Below are 16,792 nucleotides of genomic sequence, written 5' to 3' on the forward strand. Positions count from 1 at the left end.
TAATAATTGAGGAGAAATACGCTAAAAATAGCTTTCTATAGCGTAGTTCTCAAACAGAGTTACTTAGCGCTTTTTAATGTTTTGCTCGATGGCATCCATTAATTTTCCGCTAATGTTTATTGGGTATGCTGCTTCAATTTCGCGAATACAGGTTGGGCTAGTAACATTGATTTCAGTGACCTTGTCGCCAATAACATCTAAGCCAACAAAAAATAAGCCGCGTTTTTTCAATTCTGGTGCAATAGTTTCTGCAATAAATTTATCGCTGGCACTTAATGGCCTTGCTACACCACGACCACCAGCGGCTAAATTACCACGAGTTTCTCCTTGTGCAGGAATACGGGCTAAACAATAAGGCATTGGTTCGCCATTCACGATTAATATACGTTTATCACCATCAACAATTTCTGGTAGGTACTCTTGAACCATAGCATATTGTGTTGAATGTGCTGTTAAAGTTTCAAGAATTACACCAACGTTAGGATCGTTTTCACCGATACGGAAAATAGATGAGCCGCCCATACCATCTAATGGCTTAATAATAATATCTTTGTTTTCTTTGTGAAACTCTCTGATTTTTTGATTATTACGTGTAACCAATGTTTTTGGCGTTAGCTCGGGAAACCAAGCGGTAAATAGCTTTTCGTTACAATCACGTAAACTTTGTGGCTTGTTAACAATTAAAGTACCGGCAACTTCAGCACGCTCTAGCATGTAGGTAGCGTAGATAAACTCGGTATCAAAAGGCGGATCTTTACGCATTAATACGGCGTCTAAGTCAGCTACGTTGATATCTTCACGTTCGTCTAATTCATACCAATGTTCAGTATCATCAAATACTTTTACTTTTGCTGCTGTAGCTCGACAAACACCTTGTTCTAAATAGAGATCTTGCATCTCCATATAATAAATTTCATAACCGCGCGCTTGCGCTTCAAGCATCATTGCCATTGAAGAGTCTTTTTTTACTTTGACCTCGGAAATAGGGTCCATAACTACGCCAATTTTTATGCTCATGTTTTTTCCTAATTGTATTGTTAATAAATGCTATCGCATTGTTGGAATGCAATATGCCAATTTAAATGAATGTAAATTTACTGATAAATCATTAATAACTAAAATATAATTCACTAATAACTATCGAATAGCTAATGTAAATCACCATAACGGCATTGTAATGCTGTAATTGCGGTTAGGGCGGCTGTTTCAGTTCTCAGTACTCTTGGACCAAGTAAAACATCGTGAAAGCCAGCTTTGTTAGCACTTGCTATTTCACTGTCATTTAGTCCACCCTCAGGCCCAATTAACAAACGCACACGTTGATTCTCTATGGGTAAACTCATAATCGAATGCTGAGCTTTAGGGTGTAAATTAAGCTTTAATGCTTCACTGTCTTGCTGTAACCAATCGTCTAAATAAATCGGTGGTGCCACTATAGGGACCGTACAACGGCCACTTTGTTCACAGGCACTGATCACTATTTTTTGCCATTGTTGATGCTTTTTCTCTAAGCGTTCACCGCTAAGTTTTACACCGCAACGTTCAGTGAAAATTGGCGTTATAGTATTAACGCCTAATTCTACCGACTTTTGTAAAGTGAAATCCATGCGATCGCCACGAGAAATGCCTTGGGCTAAATGTATATTCAGTGGTGATTCGTTCTCAACCAGCTTTTTAGCCAGAACCTCTACATCAGCACTTTTTTTACCAACGTTAGTCAGTTTGGCTTGATACTCAAAATAACCATCTTGTTCAGCTATACCATTAAATAATGTAATGTCGTCACCATTTTTAAGACGTAGCACGCGCACAATATGGCCAAATGCATCTTCGTTTAATGCTTGGGTTTGACCTACTTCAAATGTTTGTGCTTGGTAAATACGAGGGTTACGCATAAGGGTGTTCCATTTTCGCTAATTAAATTTTAAATAGAGCTTTAATTGGTTGAGTTTACATTATCTAATATCGTAAAGGCTATTATTGATGTAAGGCCAATACTTATTTTGAAATTTTTGGTCTTGGCTGTATTTTAAGCCTAGCCTGTAGATAAGGGCGTTTGCTGCTAAATTCAATTGATAGGGTATATTATTTATTTTAACCGTAGCTTAAAAGCAAAAAACCGCTCAAAGAGCGGTTTTGTTAAACAAGCATTATAAATTAAATGCCAGCAGACAAACGTAATGCTTCTGCTTTATCTGTTTTTTCCCAGCTAAATGCTGTGAAAGTGTCATCGCCAACGGTCATTTCAAAAGGTTCGCGACCAAAGTGACCATAAGCAGCTGTTTGCTGATACATAGGGTGCAAAAGGTCTAACATTTTAGTTATTCCGTAAGGGCGTAAGTCAAAGTGCTCACGAACTAGTTCGACTAAACGCTCTTCAGATACTTTGCCTGTACCAAAACTATCAATTGAAATTGACGTTGGCTCAGCAACACCAATAGCGTAAGAAATTTGAATCTCACAACGATCAGCCAAGCCAGCAGCAACAATATTTTTAGCGACATAACGACCTGCATAAGCCGCGCTGCGATCAACTTTTGATGGATCTTTACCTGAGAATGCACCACCACCATGACGAGCCATGCCGCCATAGGTATCAACAATAATTTTACGACCTGTTAAGCCACAATCACCAACCGGGCCACCAATAACAAAACGGCCAGTAGGGTTGATATGGTATTTAGTGTCTTTAGTTAACAATTCTGCAGGTAACACATGCTTAATGATGTTTTCCATTACCGCATCATGTAAATCTTGTTGTTTGATGTCTGGGTTGTGTTGTGTAGACAAAACAACCGTATCAATCGCTACCGGTTTGTTATCTTCATATATAAAGGTAACTTGGCTTTTTGCATCTGGACGTAACCAAGGCAATATACCTGACTTACGTGCTTCAGCTTGGCGTTCAACTAAACGATGCGAGTAGTATAATGGCGCAGGCATTAATGTTTCAGTTTCGTTGGTTGCATAACCAAACATTAAACCTTGATCACCAGCACCTTGGTCTTCTGGCTTAACGCGATCAACACCTTGAGCAATTTCTGGTGATTGTTGACCAATTAAATTCATAATGCCACAGGTTTCGCCATCAAAGCCTACGTCTGAAGAAGTGTAACCAATTGCTGAAATAACATCGCGGGTAATACGTTCTAAATCAACCCAGGCAGTAGTTGAAACTTCACCTGAAATAATAGCAACACCAGTTTTTACCATAGTTTCACAAGCAACACGTGCGTGCTTGTCTTTAGCAATAATAGCATCTAAAACCGCATCAGAAATTTGATCGGCTATTTTATCTGGATGTCCTTCTGACACTGACTCAGAAGTAAAAAGGTGTGTAGACATAAACCCTCTGTAAAAATTAACTGAAAAACAATCTTATACCAACCTAACTTTGTAATGAGCTACTTAGTGCTAACGGTAAAATTGGTATGAGTCTTTAATGGCGACATTCTAACTGTTAAACAAACTTATTCCTAGAATTATTTACGCCTAGATGGCTAAACGTCCTTAATAAAGCTATTGCTTTTAAAATAAGTGTAACGGTTATTTGCCAGTTGATGGGATTTTAGTCTTTAAAATCAGTAGCTAATATATGGTGTGTTATCAATCGGGTTAAGGATAGCTATTCAATTGCAATGATTGCTGCCAAATGTGGGTAAAAAGCGCTTGTTGCATGTCACTGTGTTTTGAACTGTAAAAACGGGTTGTGCCTATCTTATCGCTTGGGTTAATAAGGTTATGCAGGGCTAATTGTCGCTGTAATTGCTCGGTAACAGGTAATGCGGTTTCCATTATAATGACGTTTGCACCACATATTTTATTAATGATGCCTTTAACCAAAGGATAATGAGTACAACCGAGCACAATAGTGTCGACTCCTTTATCTAGCAATGGTTGCAGATATTTACTGAGTAATAATTCACACTCAGGTGAGTTTTTCTTATCTTGTTCAATAACTTCAACTAAGCCAGGGCAGGGTTGAATAATAACTTCGCTGTTATGACTGTATTGCGCCACTAAAGTTAAAAAGCGCTGATTTTCAGCGGTTGCTTTAGTCACTAAAATTGCCACTTTTTTATTCTTGCTTAGATTTACCGCAGGTTTAATGGCCGGCTCAACACCGATAACAGGAATGGAAATGTTTTTACGTAGTTGATCGATAGCGTTTACGGTCGCAGTATTGCAAGCAACAACAATCGCCTTAGCATTGCGTTCAATAAACCAGTAAGCAATTTCATTTACACGCTGTTGAATAAATTCAGCTGTTTTATCGCCATAGGGGGCATGTAAAGTATCGGCAACATAAAGTAAATTTTCATTAGGTAAGCGATGATTTATACATTGAGCTATAGATAAGCCGCCAACGCCAGAGTCAAATATCGCAATAGGATCAGTATTAGTTGTTTGTGGCTTACTTTTCAATGTTGCACTCGCTTTTATATCTGTTTTAATTTGCTTGGGCATTTAGTAAGCACAGCTTAGGTAAAGGTATTGATAATGCTAACAAGTATATTATCAACAGGTAAATCAGGTCTATACATATTTTGAGAGCGTTATGATTTGTCGTTTAGCACAAATTATAACTTATTCAGTCTGCTTAAATTGTTTAATGCTAATAAATTGAAATAAACTAAAGTGCTTAAAATCAAAGTTATATTGTAGATGATAAGAAAAACTATAGCTTTAGAAAGGTAAAAATAAAGAGGTAGTGACTTCCAAGGTGCCGCGGTTCACATTTGTCCTGAACACCGGGTGTTCAGGGCGGACATATCATTTCAACCGTAGGCTTCCCGATACGAGCCGGGCTTGCACAATAGCTAATAATCAACATCCTTAGGTAAAACTTATCGGCTCAGGGACATAGTTCACACACAAACACCCCAGAAGTCGTGGCTATTATAACTAAAATTGTCAGCCGAATTAAGTCTTTTATCACTTGTAAGACCTGACTGCTTAATGCTTGAACAAATTGAAGTTTCTTTAATCGAAAAGGCTTTAGTTAAAAAATGGCATTTAAAACCCAGTTACACAGTACTCAAAATTACTGGCAAGGGAGGTAGTTTTTATCTTGAGCAAATACTTTTGCTTCGTTAATTGTTTGTGAAATAGCAAATATTTCACCTTTTGATAACCCAGAGTTCAACCATGTTCTTGCCAGTCTTTCGTCAACGGTCATTAATAATGCTGCTGCCTTATAATCACTGTTGTTAATGATGGCATCTCTTTGTGTATTTTGTTTTATTTTTATTTCAGCCACTTCATCGTATTTTAAATTATGTTGGTAATAAATCTCTTGTAAGGCAAGCCCAAAAGAATGAGCTAAAAGAGTTTTACCACTGTGTTCAAGTTGAATACCCATTTGTAAGCATAAATCGGCTATTTCAAGATCATTTAAATTATCTTTGCAATAATCAACTACCATGGCGTAGTTTAAATTGAATCTACTCGATATGCCGACGGCATAAACCAGCCTAACATTAATATTTAAGCTGCTATGTTGTTCAGCATTTTGCTCAATAAAATTTATTTTTTCAAAAAAGTATTCATTGTAATAGGCTTTGCCATTAGCTATATAAAAAGCATCAGTAGCATCAGGTATGTTATTTTGAGAAAGGTGAATTTGAGCAATTAAATACCACCAATAAGCGTTGTCTTTATCAATATAGTTAGCTTGTGAATATAAGCGTTCATTGCAAAATTTCGCATTGAAATTTGTTGAGCACATGGTTAGTTGCTGTTCAAATAATATCTCATTGTGTAATGTCGTTGGAGGAAGTTGGAAAATAAAGTCGGTGTCTACAATATTGCTAGCTTGATAGTTTTGCATAAACAAAGCCAGCATGTCATTGCTATTATTGCTAAGTTTAAGGCTAGTTATGTAAGAGTCTAGTTGTGATGTAATATCATCATCATTATTATCAGCAAGTTCAATATTGTTAATACAATTTTCAATGAGCTGACTCAGTTTACTTTTTTGTTTTTCTGAGGTTGTTGAATTGCCAATAAAGTTTTCAGTTCGATTATTGGTAATAGATTGAGTGTCATCAAAAGCCGGAGTGATTGTAGTTGTAACGTTATCAGTTAAAATTTTGTCAGAAGCGACGCTAGGAGTATTGTTATAAAACAGCGATGTTACTTTTATAATCGAAATAAACACGATTATAAAAATAATTACTAGGACATACTTTTTCGAATGCATGCTCTGATCCTTCAGTGCAGATAATCTTATGCGGTTTTAGTTGGGTTTACGGCTTGTTCTATGGTGGCTTGCAGTAGTTCGATTTTACTCTGCATTTTTTCGCGTTCTTGCTCTAGCTCATTGCGGGCTTGAATCAAATCATGGGCAAGGTTTAATGACATCATCACCAAGGCTTGTTCAGGCGTTTTTACCGAGTGAGATTTTTTAGCATCTTGTTCTAAACGTTGGTTTATCTCATTTGCCGCTTGCAACAACGCAGATTCATGTCCAGCCGGACAAGCGACTTTAAGTCGTTTGTTGGCAACATTTATGGTTACTGTGTGTTGGCTCATTGCGCGATATTCTCAATGCATTATTTTTAGTTTATTGAGTTATTAGCTCAAACTATTGCGCTACTAGCTTGTATTATCAAGAAATTTATCGATAACCAAAATGTAGTGCGCCATAAAGGGGAACTATAACGGTGCGTGTTGTACTATGCAAGTGATCTCTATGGTTTTTTCTGGAATCAAGGCTATGCCAATGTTAACATAGTCGACAATATACTCCTGATTGAACTTATATTTTATGGCTAATAGCACCACTTTAGATTTCCCCTCAGTACAAGCAATTTTAACTAGTGAAGGTATTGAAGCCCATGCTGCTGAAATACATGGTGTACTTACCGGATTAATAGCCGCAGGCTTCGAGTTCGAAAGTAGCGATTATATCGCTATGGTTAACGACATGTTGAATAACGCCGAAGGTTTACCTGCATCCATTCAAAGCTTGGTTAAAAACATATACAGTGATATTTGGCAAAAAATACTTGACGATTCTTACAGTTTTCAATTGATGCTACCCGATGATGACGACTCTATAATTGAACGTGGTCATGCTATAGGTAAATGGGTTCAGGGCTTCAACTTGGGCTTTGGATTACAGCAAACTAAAAATGCTGCTTTATCGGAAGATGTGAAAGAAGTGTTGGTCGACTTTGGTGAGATCGCCAACTTGTCTGACGAAATGGAAGAAGATGAAGATACCGAACAAGCATTTTTTGAAATCGCTGAATACGTTCGAATTTCAGCTTTGCTTTGCTTTACCGAGCTAGGGTCTCCACCTGAGACACAAGATACAAAAACGACCATACATTAGCATTTTCAGGCTACAACATTTGAGAGAATAATTTTAAGTGTTAAAAATAATGTTATAAATTTTTATTGAAAATTAGACAGAACTAAACTGATAACCATGATTAAAAATACCTTATTGCCTGTTGCCGAGTTTTGTCAGCGCAGAAAAACATTTATCGACCAAATGCCTATAAATAGCATAGCGTTAATTGCTGCAGGTTCTGAAGTTACCCGTAGTAATGACACCGAATACCCGTTTTGCCAAAATAAGCACTTTTATTATCTTACTGGCTTTAATGAACCCGATGCTGTTTTAGCCTTAATAAAAGGTAATGATTCAACAGCAGCTCAAAGTGTTTTATTTTCCCGTAAAAAAGATACATTACAAGAAATTTGGCATGGGCGTCGCGTTGGTCAAGTTCAAGCTATTGACGTTTATAAATTTGATAACTGTTTTAGTTTAGACGAAGTCGATGAGCAATTATTACCGTTAATGGTAGGTAAAGCGTCGGTATTAATTTGTCAGCATGAGCAAAGTGATTTCCAGCAAAAAGTATTGTCGTGGTTAGCTCAGCTTAGAAAGTCTGCTCGCACAGGTATTAAAGCACCAGCGGCCTTGATTGATTGCAGCGACATAATAAACGAAATGCGTTTACATAAATCAAATGCTGAACTCGATATTATGCGCCAAGTTAATGTTATTAGTGGTGCTGCACATCAACGTGCTATGCAACAAACTCAAGTCGGTAAATTCGAATATCAAATAGAAGCCGAGTTATTGCACGAGTTTGCCACTAATGGTGCGCGATACCCTGCATACAGCTCTATTGTTGCCGGTGGCGACAACGCTAACATTTTACATTACACCGATAATGACGAAACACTTAATAACGGTGACTTATTATTGATTGACGCGGGTGGAGAGTTAGCCGGTTATGCTGCTGACATTACTCGCACATTCCCGGTTAATGGCAAATTTAGTGCTGAGCAAAGCACAATCTATCAATTAGTACTTGATAGCCAAAACCTTGCTATTGATGCAATTAAGCCAGGGCAAACCCTAGCAGAGCTAAATCGTATTGTTTGTAATTTTCTAACCCAAGGTTTATATGATTTAGGTATTTTACAAGGTAACTTAAACGTATTACTCGCTCAGCGAGCTTGTAAAAAATACTTTATTCATGGTCTTGGCCATTGGTTAGGTCTTGATGTGCATGATGTGGGTGACTACCATGCTAGCCCACAGCGTGAACAGTTACGTGCATTTGTTGCCGGTATGGTAATGACAATTGAACCGGGCATTTATATTCCGCGTACAGATAAAACCGTTGACGAAAAATGGCGCGGAATAGGTGTGCGTATTGAAGACAATATACTCGTAACCGCCACAGGCTTTGAAAACTTAACGGTTAATGCGCCGAAAACTATCGCTGATATCGAAGCGTTAATGGCGCAGTAAACTCATCGTAAAGGTAAATAATGGATAAGCGTGCAACTGGCTCAAATAATACAGCTAATAATGCCCAGCACTTCGATGTAATTATCTCGGGTGGCGGTTTATCGGGTAGCCTCATGGCGCTGAGCTTATCTGGGTTGCTTGATCATAACCAAAAGCCGCTCAAAATAGCCATTATTGAAGCTAACCCTGTGTTATCTGAGTCGACACCCAGCTTTGACGATCGTGTTTTAGCTTTATCTCATGGTAGCGCCAATTATTTATCCCGTATTGGCGCATGGCAATATTTACAGCCACATGCCGAGCCAATTAAAAATATTCATATATCTGATCGCGGCTACTATGGCAAAGCGCGACTTTATGCGCAGCACCATCAGGTTGAAGCGTTAGGTTACGTTGCTGAAATGACCAATATTGGTGCTGCGTTCTTAAAAGCATTAGCCACTAAAAGTAATATTACTTGGTTTACCCCTGACAAAATTAGTGCTGTAAAATGGCAAACTGACCTCGTTAATGTTGAATTAAATTCAGGGTTAAAATTATCAGCAGCGTTATTACTCGCATGCGATGGCGCACAATCACCATGCCGTCAATTTGCGAACATCGCGACTACCAGTCGTGATTATCAACAATCAGCCCTTATTGCTAACGTTGCTACCTCTATTCATCATAAAAACATTGCTTACGAACGCTTCACCGAAACAGGCCCAATTGCTATGTTGCCTTTGTCGTCTGCGCCAAATGTTAGTGCTAGTGCTAGTGCAAGTATAAATGGAGCAAAACAAAACAGTGCAGGGCGATGTTCATTAGTGTGGACATTAACCCCAGAGCTAGCTGAAAAAATGCTAAACCTGTCGGATAACGAATTTTCTCAGCACTTAGAACAATCATTCGGACACTGGCTTGGCAACATTACTCACGTCGGTAAACGGGTTGTTTATCCACTTAAATTAGTGCAAGCGAGCGAGCAGGTTTATCATCGTATGGCATTAATTGGTAACGCTTCACACACTATTCATCCTATTGCCGGGCAAGGCTTTAATTTAGGATTACGTGATGTTAGCGACATGACTGAGGTGATTAAAAACGCCCTAGCAAAACAACAAGATATCGGCGCATTTGCCAACTTAATGCAATATGGTAAAGCTCGCCAACAAGATCAAAAACAAGTTATTAGCTTAACCGACTTGTTAGTGACCTTGTTCTCGAATCAATTACCGCCGCTAGTGGCAGGGCGCAATATTGGTTTAAAGGTAGTAAACTATTTACCCGGTTTAAAAAATGCTCTTGTTAAAAAAACAATGGGTTATTAGCCATAAAATGAATGTAATAAAACATGCAAAAATTTGATCTATTAATTGTTGGTGGCGGCATGGTTGGCTTAACGCTAGCACTGGCTGTTCGCCAACAAAGTGAACTTAGTGTCGCTATTGTTGATAACGCACCTGTTGGTGAGTTAAGTGACGGGTTAAGTGAGACACTTAGCGAAGAACCTGAAGTGCGTGTAAGCGCTATTAATGCTGCCAGTCAACAAATGTTTAGCAACCTAAATGTTTGGCAAGATATTATTGACCAACGCGCGCAGCCTTATCACGATATGCACATTTGGGATAAAGCCGGATACGGACAATTAGATTTTTCATTAAACGATGTTAATCTTTCATCGGTAGGTCATGGGCCTGAGCAATTAGGCTTTATTATTGAAAATAAAGTTATTCGTAATGCCTTGTGGCATAAAGCGGCACAAGACAGTGGTATTGAGTTTTTTACCGAAAACAAACTTCAACAATTAAATCCTAGCGATAACGAAGTGTTTGCCACTTTCGAGCCAAACAGTAACAACAGCCAACCTATGCCAATTGTGGCTAAATTGGTTGTAGGCGCAGACGGTGCAAATTCTTGGGTACGTAAGCAAATGAACGTACCGTTAACTTTTCGAGATTATGATCACCATAGCATTGTAGCGACAGTTAAATGTCAGCAAGGTCATCAAAATATCGCTTGGCAAGTATTTTTAGAGACCGGCCCGCTGGCTTTACTACCTTTATATCAAGAAGATTTATGTTCTATTGTGTGGTCAACTAGCCCTGAAGAAGCAACCCGTTTAAGTGCATTGTCAGTAGCAGACTTTAGTAAGGAAATTACTGCCGCTAGCGATGGAAAACTTGGTAAAGTAACACTGGTTAGCGAGCGATTTACGCACCCATTAACCATGCGCTTTGCCCAAGAGTTTGTTAAAGGTCGCATGGTATTGGTTGGTGATGCTGCTCATACTATTCATCCTTTAGCTGGGCAGGGCGTTAATTTAGGTTTGCTCGATGCCGCGGCACTGTCACAAACGATTAGCAAACAACTTAACCAAGCAAAAAATGATGGTGGTGTTGATAACAACCACTGGTATAGCGATAAATCGCTGCAACAGTTTGCCCGCTGGCGTAAAAGTGAAGCAGCTGAAATGATCGCTGCGATGGAAGCCATTAAACAAACCTTTACGCCACAGCAAAGTGCGATTAAATTGCTGCGTGGTTTAGGTATGTCATTACTTAATAAGTTTGCTCCGGCAAAAGCTTTGATTATCAATCAAGCATTAGGCTATAAAAGTAACCTGCCTGAATTAGCGAAAGCCACTTCACATCAAGCAGCTCAAAAATCTAACTCAAAATAACATTCAATAGTTAGCAATCAACATATACGTTTAAAAAGTAATCGTATATTCATCGCTATTACTTAATTAATTACCGCCGTATTGTTCCTCAATATGGCTATTTTGTTGACTATTAGGTCAAGTAAATAGCCCTTTTAGGTACGCAACAATTGATAAAATACGGCTATAAAAAAATAGTTTATTCGCTAATTTTTACGGATATAAAATTTTAGCCAACTAGTTGCTGTGTTTTTGTGCCATAAAGGAATTATATTTTCAAAAGGCGCGCTTTTGAAAATATAATTTCGAATAGATTATTTAGTTGGTTTTATATTTTCATTATGCCTTTTTATCTGTTGAATCAACGATTACTCACAGTTATAATCTTTGCCACTTTTTGTAAATCATTCGTCTTTATTCTAGGGTTTATACACCAAAGTATAAAATAGTGCTGACAAAAGCGCTTTAAAGCTAGATAAAACAACTAACGTGAGTGAAACGTACGATGTCAAATAAAACAGTATTACATGCTAAGCATTTAGAAGCTGGCGCCAAAATGGTTGATTTTTACGGTTGGGAAATGCCAATTAACTATGGCTCTCAAATTGAAGAGCATCACGCCGTGCGCAATGACGCTGGTATGTTCGACGTTTCACACATGACCATTGTTGATGTTAAAGGCGCAGATGCACAAGCATTTTTACGTCGTTTAGTGATTAACGACGTAGCCAAGTTAGACGTTGCAGGTAAAGCGCTTTATACCGGTATGTGTAATGAAGAAGGCGGTGTAATCGATGACTTAATCGTTTACTTCTTCTCAAATACTGATTATCGCTTAGTGGTTAACTCAGCAACTCGCGTAAAAGATTTAGCGTGGATAAACGAACAAGCCAATACATTTGACGTAACGATTACAGAACGTCCAGAATTTGCCATGATCGCTGTGCAAGGCCCACAAGCTAAAGCTAAAGTTGCTACCTTACTTACTTCAGAGCAAATCGCAGCTGTTGATGGTATGAAGCCATTTTTCTCAGCCCAAGCAGGCGACTTATTTATTGCTACCACGGGTTACACAGGTGAAAACGGTTACGAAATCGCTTTACCTGCTGAGCAAGCTGCAGACCTTTGGCAACAATTGTTAGACGCTGGTGTTAAACCTTGTGGTTTAGGTGCTCGCGATACTTTACGTTTAGAAGCAGGCATGAACCTTTATGGTTTAGATATGGATGAGAGCGTTTCGCCATTAGCCGCTAACATGGCGTGGACGATTAGCTGGGAACCAGAAGATCGTAACTTTAACGGTCGTGAAGCATTAGCCGCACAACGTGCCGCAGGTGACCAACCTAAATTAGTAGGTTTAGTGCTAGAAGAAAAAGGCGTACTTCGTACTGGCCTTAAAGTGTTAACTGAATCTGGCGAAGGTATTATTACTTCAGGTACATTTTCACCAACGTTAGGCCACAGTATTGCGATGGCGCGTGTACCACGTAGCGTAGCGCTAGGCAGCACAGTAGAAGTTGAAATGCGTAAAAAACTAGTGAAAGTACAAGTTATTAAGCCTAGCTTTGTGCGTAACGGCAAAAAAGTTTTTTAAAAATAGGATCTACGCTAACTTTTATTAGCGAGTGAAAAAACCTTATTAAAAATGCAAAAAATTTAAGCTATAGTATGATTGATCAGCGTAAGCAGCTTCATACTATCGTCATTTAAACAAAAATTTAAAATACAGACTAGGAACCAAATAATGAGCAACATTCCTTCAGAATTAAAATATGCAACATCACACGAATGGGTACGTAACGAAGGTAACGGTGTAGTTACTGTAGGTATTACAGAGCACGCACAAGGCCTTTTAGGTGATATGGTATTTGTTGAATTGCCTGAAGTTGGCGATACAGTAAGTACAGGTGACGACGTTGCCGTAGCTGAATCTGTAAAAGCTGCATCAGACATTTACGCACCAGTAACTGGTGAAGTAATTGAAGTGAATGAAGACCTTGAAGATTCACCAGAGCTAGTAAACTCAGACGCGTTTGGTGACGGTTGGTTATTCAAGTTAAAAATTGAAGACGAAGGTGAGTTAGAAAGCTTGCTTGATGCTGAAGGTTATGCAAACTCGATCGACGAAGACTAACTTTAGCGTCGTCAATCAACTTTAGTCTGCATTGTCGGCGTTGCTCGCCTTGTCACTTACTACAGTAAGCTCCTACGGCTCGCAACTTGACGGCTTTGCCTAAAGTCGATTGACTTAACTAAAGCATTTTGAAGCCTCTTTCTTATTGTAAGAATACGAGGCTTTCTTTTTAAATACTATCAACTTTATAGTGAAGCTGTTTTATGTCTACTCAAAATAATGACTCGTTATCTTTAGCTGAATTAGAGCAAACGCAAAATTTCATTCGTCGTCACATTGGTCCTAATGCCGAGCAAACGCAAGCTATGCTTAGCGATATTGGTGCTGAATCAATTGACGCGCTTATCGATCAAATCGTACCAAGTGATATTCGTTTAGCTGATTTACCAGCTATTGAAGAAAGCAAAACTGAAGTACAAGCCTTAGCCGACTTAAAAAAAGTGGCAAGCTTGAACAAAGTAAACGAGACATATATTGGTTTAGGTTACTACGGCACACTGACACCGAACGTTATTTTACGTAACGTGTTAGAAAATCCAGGCTGGTACACGGCATACACGCCTTATCAACCAGAAATTGCACAAGGGCGTTTAGAATCTTTATTAAACTTCCAACAAATGTGTATTGACCTAACAGGTTTAGACCTAGCGTCAGCGTCATTACTTGATGAAGGTACAGCCGCTGCTGAAGCCATGGCATTAGCGAAGCGTGTATCAAAAAACAAGAAATCAAACTTGTTCTTTATTTCAAGCGACGTTTACCCACAAACTATCGACTTAGTTAAGCAACGTGCCGAAATGTTTGATTTCGACATCGTTGTAGCACCAGCCAACGAAGTGGTTGATCACGACGTATTTGGCGCGTTATTACAATACCCAAGTGCCACAGGTGAAATCACCGACATTAGCGATTTAATTGCTAAAGTGCATGAGAAAAAAGGTATTGTTGCTGTTGCTGCTGACATTATGAGTTTAGTGCTATTAAAAGCGCCAGGCGAATTAGGTGCAGATGCCGTTATCGGCTCAACTCAGCGTTTTGGTGTACCAATGGGCTACGGCGGACCACACGCTGCATTCTTTACAACGTCTGAAAAATTCAAACGTTCATTACCAGGTCGTATTATTGGCGTATCAAAAGACACGCGCAATAACCCAGCATTACGTATGGCCATGCAAACACGCGAGCAACACATTCGCCGCGAAAAAGCCAACTCAAACATTTGTACTGCACAAGTGTTATTAGCGAACATGGCGGCGTTTTACGCGGTTTATCATGGTCCTAAAGGTTTAAAAATTATTGCACAGCGTATTCATCGTTTTGCTGATATTTTATGTTTAGGTACAGCGTCTAAAGGCTTAACGGCTGCGCACGCTAACTACTTTGATACCTTAACGTTTAACGTAAGTAATAAAGATGAAATCGTTACACGTGCACTAGCTGCTGGCGTTAACTTCCGTACTGACGTTGAAGGTCAAATCAGCATTTCGTTAGATGAAACTACCACACGTGAAAACGTAAACACTTTGTTTGATATTTTATTAGGCGAAGGGCACGGCTTAGACTTAGCAGCACTTGATCAGCAAATTACTGATAATGGTCATTCGTCAATTCCTGCCACGTTACAACGTGAATCAGCTATTTTAACGCACCCAGTATTTAACTCGTATCACAGTGAAACTGAGATGCTACGTTACATCAAAAAGTTAGAAAACAAAGATTTAGCGCTTAACCATTCAATGATTTCATTGGGCTCTTGTACCATGAAACTTAATGCGACAGCACAAATGATCCCAGTTTCATGGCCTGAATTTGCCAACATGCATCCTTTTGCCCCTGTTGACCAAGCGCAAGGTTACAAGCAAATGATTGACGAGTTGGGTGATTGGTTAGTAGAGCTTACTGGCTACGACAACATTTCAATGCAGCCAAACTCAGGTGCACAAGGCGAGTACGCTGGCCTTATCGCGATTCACAAATACCATGAAAGCCGTGGCGATGCGCATCGTAATATTTGTTTAATTCCATCATCTGCGCACGGTACTAACCCAGCATCTGCCATGATGGTTGGTATGAAAGTAGTTGTAGTTGCTTGTGATAAATCAGGTAACGTTGACATGGCCGACTTAAAAGCGAAAGCAGAAGAGTTAGCCGACAACTTATCTTGTATCATGATCACATACCCGTCTACGCACGGTGTATATGAAACTACCATTGCTGAAATTTGTAACATAGTGCACGAGCACGGTGGTCAAGTTTATCTTGATGGCGCAAACATGAACGCCCAAGTAGGTGTTACATCACCAGGCTTAATTGGCGCTGATGTTTCACACTTAAACTTACACAAAACTTTCGCTATTCCACACGGTGGCGGCGGTCCGGGTATGGGTCCTATCGGCGTTAAAGCGCATTTAGCCCCATTTTTACCTGACCATGCGTTGATTAACGTTAACGAAAACACCAAAGGTAATGGCGCCGTTTCAGCAGCACCATACGGCAGTGCCGGTATATTATGTATCTCATACTTATACGTTGCCTTACTAGGTAAAAAAGGTGTTACTGACGCGACTAAATACGCAATTACTAACGCCAACTACTTAGCAACAAAACTAAGCAAACATTTCCCAATTTTATACTCTGATAAAAATGGCCGTGTTGCACATGAATGTATTGTTGATTTACGTCCACTTAAAGCGTCGTCTGGAATTACTGAAGTTGATATAGCCAAGCGTTTAAATGACTACGGTTTCCATGCACCAACCATGTCGTTCCCAGTAGCGGGCACGTTCATGATTGAGCCAACAGAATCAGAGTCAAAAGTAGAACTTGACCGTTTCATTGAAGCCATGGTGTCGATTCGTGATGAAGTACGTAAAGTTGAGTCAGGCGAGTGGACAAGTGAAGACAACCCACTACACAACGCGCCACATACACTTGCGGATATTACAGCACCTTGGGATCGTGGTTACACGATTCAAGAAGCCGTATTCCCAGTGCCAGCGGCAGCAGCGAACAAATTCTGGCCAACGGTTAACCGTATAGATGATGTATACGGGGATCGTAATTTAATTTGTAGCTGCCCTCCAGTTTCTAGTTATGAAGACTAGTTATTTTTTGTCATCCATTAATTAAGTTTGAGAAAGTTTAATTAAGTTTGAAAAATTAACTAAGTTTGTGAAATGTTAAAGGCGAACCAGAAATGGTTCGCCTTTTTTATTGAATTTTTGTCATCACTTTTTATCTT

13 protein-coding genes and 1 other RNA gene are annotated in these 16,792 nt (G+C 39.2%); 7 read left to right on the plus strand and 7 right to left on the minus strand.

Going from position 1 to position 16,792, the window contains the following annotated elements:
- Positions 1-63 precede the first annotated feature (63 nt).
- The 7 genes from gshB to H4J50_RS12190 all read right to left on the minus strand — a co-directional run bounded on the left by gshB (position 64) and on the right by H4J50_RS12190 (position 6,534).
- A complete protein-coding gene (gene gshB / locus H4J50_RS12160; RefSeq protein ID WP_108455401.1) occupies positions 64-1,017 on the minus strand; it encodes a glutathione synthase in 954 nt (317 codons plus the stop codon).
- A 131-nt stretch (positions 1,018-1,148) separates the two neighbouring features.
- Positions 1,149-1,895, minus strand: a complete 747-nt coding sequence (rsmE, locus tag H4J50_RS12165; protein ID WP_182256724.1) for a 16S rRNA (uracil(1498)-N(3))-methyltransferase — start codon at positions 1,893-1,895, stop codon at positions 1,149-1,151.
- 262 nt (positions 1,896-2,157) lie between these two features.
- Positions 2,158-3,345 (minus strand): methionine adenosyltransferase, encoded by a 1,188-nt coding sequence (gene metK, locus H4J50_RS12170; protein WP_108455403.1) that lies wholly within the window; start codon positions 3,343-3,345, stop codon positions 2,158-2,160.
- Between the two features lie 270 nt (positions 3,346-3,615).
- Complete coding sequence (gene murI / locus H4J50_RS12175; RefSeq protein ID WP_220466189.1) at positions 3,616-4,467, minus strand: glutamate racemase; 852 nt, start codon at positions 4,465-4,467, stop codon at positions 3,616-3,618.
- A 244-nt stretch (positions 4,468-4,711) separates the two neighbouring features.
- Positions 4,712-4,893, minus strand: a non-coding RNA gene (gene ssrS / locus H4J50_RS12180) — 6S RNA.
- Between the two features lie 151 nt (positions 4,894-5,044).
- Positions 5,045-6,202 (minus strand): hypothetical protein, encoded by a 1,158-nt coding sequence (locus tag H4J50_RS12185; protein ID WP_182256725.1) that lies wholly within the window; start codon positions 6,200-6,202, stop codon positions 5,045-5,047.
- A gap of 26 nt (positions 6,203-6,228) precedes the next feature.
- Positions 6,229-6,534, minus strand: a complete 306-nt coding sequence (locus H4J50_RS12190) for a cell division protein ZapA (RefSeq protein ID WP_108455405.1) — start codon at positions 6,532-6,534, stop codon at positions 6,229-6,231.
- Positions 6,535-6,769: 235 nt separating this feature from the next.
- Here H4J50_RS12190 and H4J50_RS12195 point away from each other — a divergent pair, with 235 nt between their 5' ends.
- From H4J50_RS12195 to gcvP, 7 genes are all read left to right on the plus strand, one after another.
- On the plus strand, positions 6,770-7,339 hold the full coding sequence (locus tag H4J50_RS12195) for a UPF0149 family protein (protein WP_108455406.1): 570 nt from the start codon (positions 6,770-6,772) through the stop codon (positions 7,337-7,339).
- 96 nt (positions 7,340-7,435) lie between these two features.
- Entirely contained in the window at positions 7,436-8,776 is a 1,341-nt protein-coding gene (gene pepP, locus H4J50_RS12200) for a Xaa-Pro aminopeptidase (RefSeq protein WP_182256727.1), read from the plus strand.
- A gap of 20 nt (positions 8,777-8,796) precedes the next feature.
- Complete coding sequence (gene ubiH, locus H4J50_RS12205; RefSeq protein ID WP_182256729.1) at positions 8,797-10,086, plus strand: 2-octaprenyl-6-methoxyphenyl hydroxylase; 1,290 nt, start codon at positions 8,797-8,799, stop codon at positions 10,084-10,086.
- Positions 10,087-10,109: 23 nt separating this feature from the next.
- Positions 10,110-11,438, plus strand: a complete 1,329-nt coding sequence (locus H4J50_RS12210) for a UbiH/UbiF/VisC/COQ6 family ubiquinone biosynthesis hydroxylase (protein ID WP_182256731.1) — start codon at positions 10,110-10,112, stop codon at positions 11,436-11,438.
- A 484-nt stretch (positions 11,439-11,922) separates the two neighbouring features.
- Positions 11,923-13,011, plus strand: a complete 1,089-nt coding sequence (gene gcvT / locus H4J50_RS12215) for a glycine cleavage system aminomethyltransferase GcvT (RefSeq protein WP_182256733.1) — start codon at positions 11,923-11,925, stop codon at positions 13,009-13,011.
- A 150-nt stretch (positions 13,012-13,161) separates the two neighbouring features.
- Positions 13,162-13,551, plus strand: a complete 390-nt coding sequence (gene gcvH / locus H4J50_RS12220) for a glycine cleavage system protein GcvH (protein ID WP_108455411.1) — start codon at positions 13,162-13,164, stop codon at positions 13,549-13,551.
- 203 nt (positions 13,552-13,754) lie between these two features.
- Positions 13,755-16,655: an aminomethyl-transferring glycine dehydrogenase gene (gene gcvP / locus H4J50_RS12225; protein WP_182256735.1), complete on the plus strand. Its 2,901-nt coding sequence runs from the start codon at positions 13,755-13,757 to the stop codon at positions 16,653-16,655.
- The last annotated feature ends 137 nt before the right edge of the window (positions 16,656-16,792 follow it).

Origin of the sequence: Colwellia sp. 6M3 (genome assembly GCF_014077595.1) — a bacterium.
Lineage (GTDB): Bacteria > Pseudomonadota > Gammaproteobacteria > Enterobacterales > Alteromonadaceae > Cognaticolwellia.

Bases quoted from the DNA above. Each gene is read 5' to 3' on its own strand.
- gshB (WP_108455401.1), bottom strand. From the start codon at position 1,017: ATGAGCATAAAAATTGGCGTAGTTATGGACCCTATTTCCGAGGTCAAA.
- rsmE (WP_182256724.1), bottom strand. From the start codon at position 1,895: ATGCGTAACCCTCGTATTTACCAAGCACAAACATTTGAAGTAGGTCAA.
- metK (WP_108455403.1), bottom strand. From the start codon at position 3,345: ATGTCTACACACCTTTTTACTTCTGAGTCAGTGTCAGAAGGACATCCA.
- murI (WP_220466189.1), bottom strand. From the start codon at position 4,467: ATGCCCAAGCAAATTAAAACAGATATAAAAGCGAGTGCAACATTGAAA.
- H4J50_RS12185 (WP_182256725.1), bottom strand. From the start codon at position 6,202: ATGCATTCGAAAAAGTATGTCCTAGTAATTATTTTTATAATCGTGTTT.
- H4J50_RS12190 (WP_108455405.1), bottom strand. From the start codon at position 6,534: ATGAGCCAACACACAGTAACCATAAATGTTGCCAACAAACGACTTAAA.
- H4J50_RS12195 (WP_108455406.1), top strand. From the start codon at position 6,770: ATGGCTAATAGCACCACTTTAGATTTCCCCTCAGTACAAGCAATTTTA.
- pepP (WP_182256727.1), top strand. From the start codon at position 7,436: ATGATTAAAAATACCTTATTGCCTGTTGCCGAGTTTTGTCAGCGCAGA.
- ubiH (WP_182256729.1), top strand. From the start codon at position 8,797: ATGGATAAGCGTGCAACTGGCTCAAATAATACAGCTAATAATGCCCAG.
- H4J50_RS12210 (WP_182256731.1), top strand. From the start codon at position 10,110: ATGCAAAAATTTGATCTATTAATTGTTGGTGGCGGCATGGTTGGCTTA.
- gcvT (WP_182256733.1), top strand. From the start codon at position 11,923: ATGTCAAATAAAACAGTATTACATGCTAAGCATTTAGAAGCTGGCGCC.
- gcvH (WP_108455411.1), top strand. From the start codon at position 13,162: ATGAGCAACATTCCTTCAGAATTAAAATATGCAACATCACACGAATGG.
- gcvP (WP_182256735.1), top strand. From the start codon at position 13,755: ATGTCTACTCAAAATAATGACTCGTTATCTTTAGCTGAATTAGAGCAA.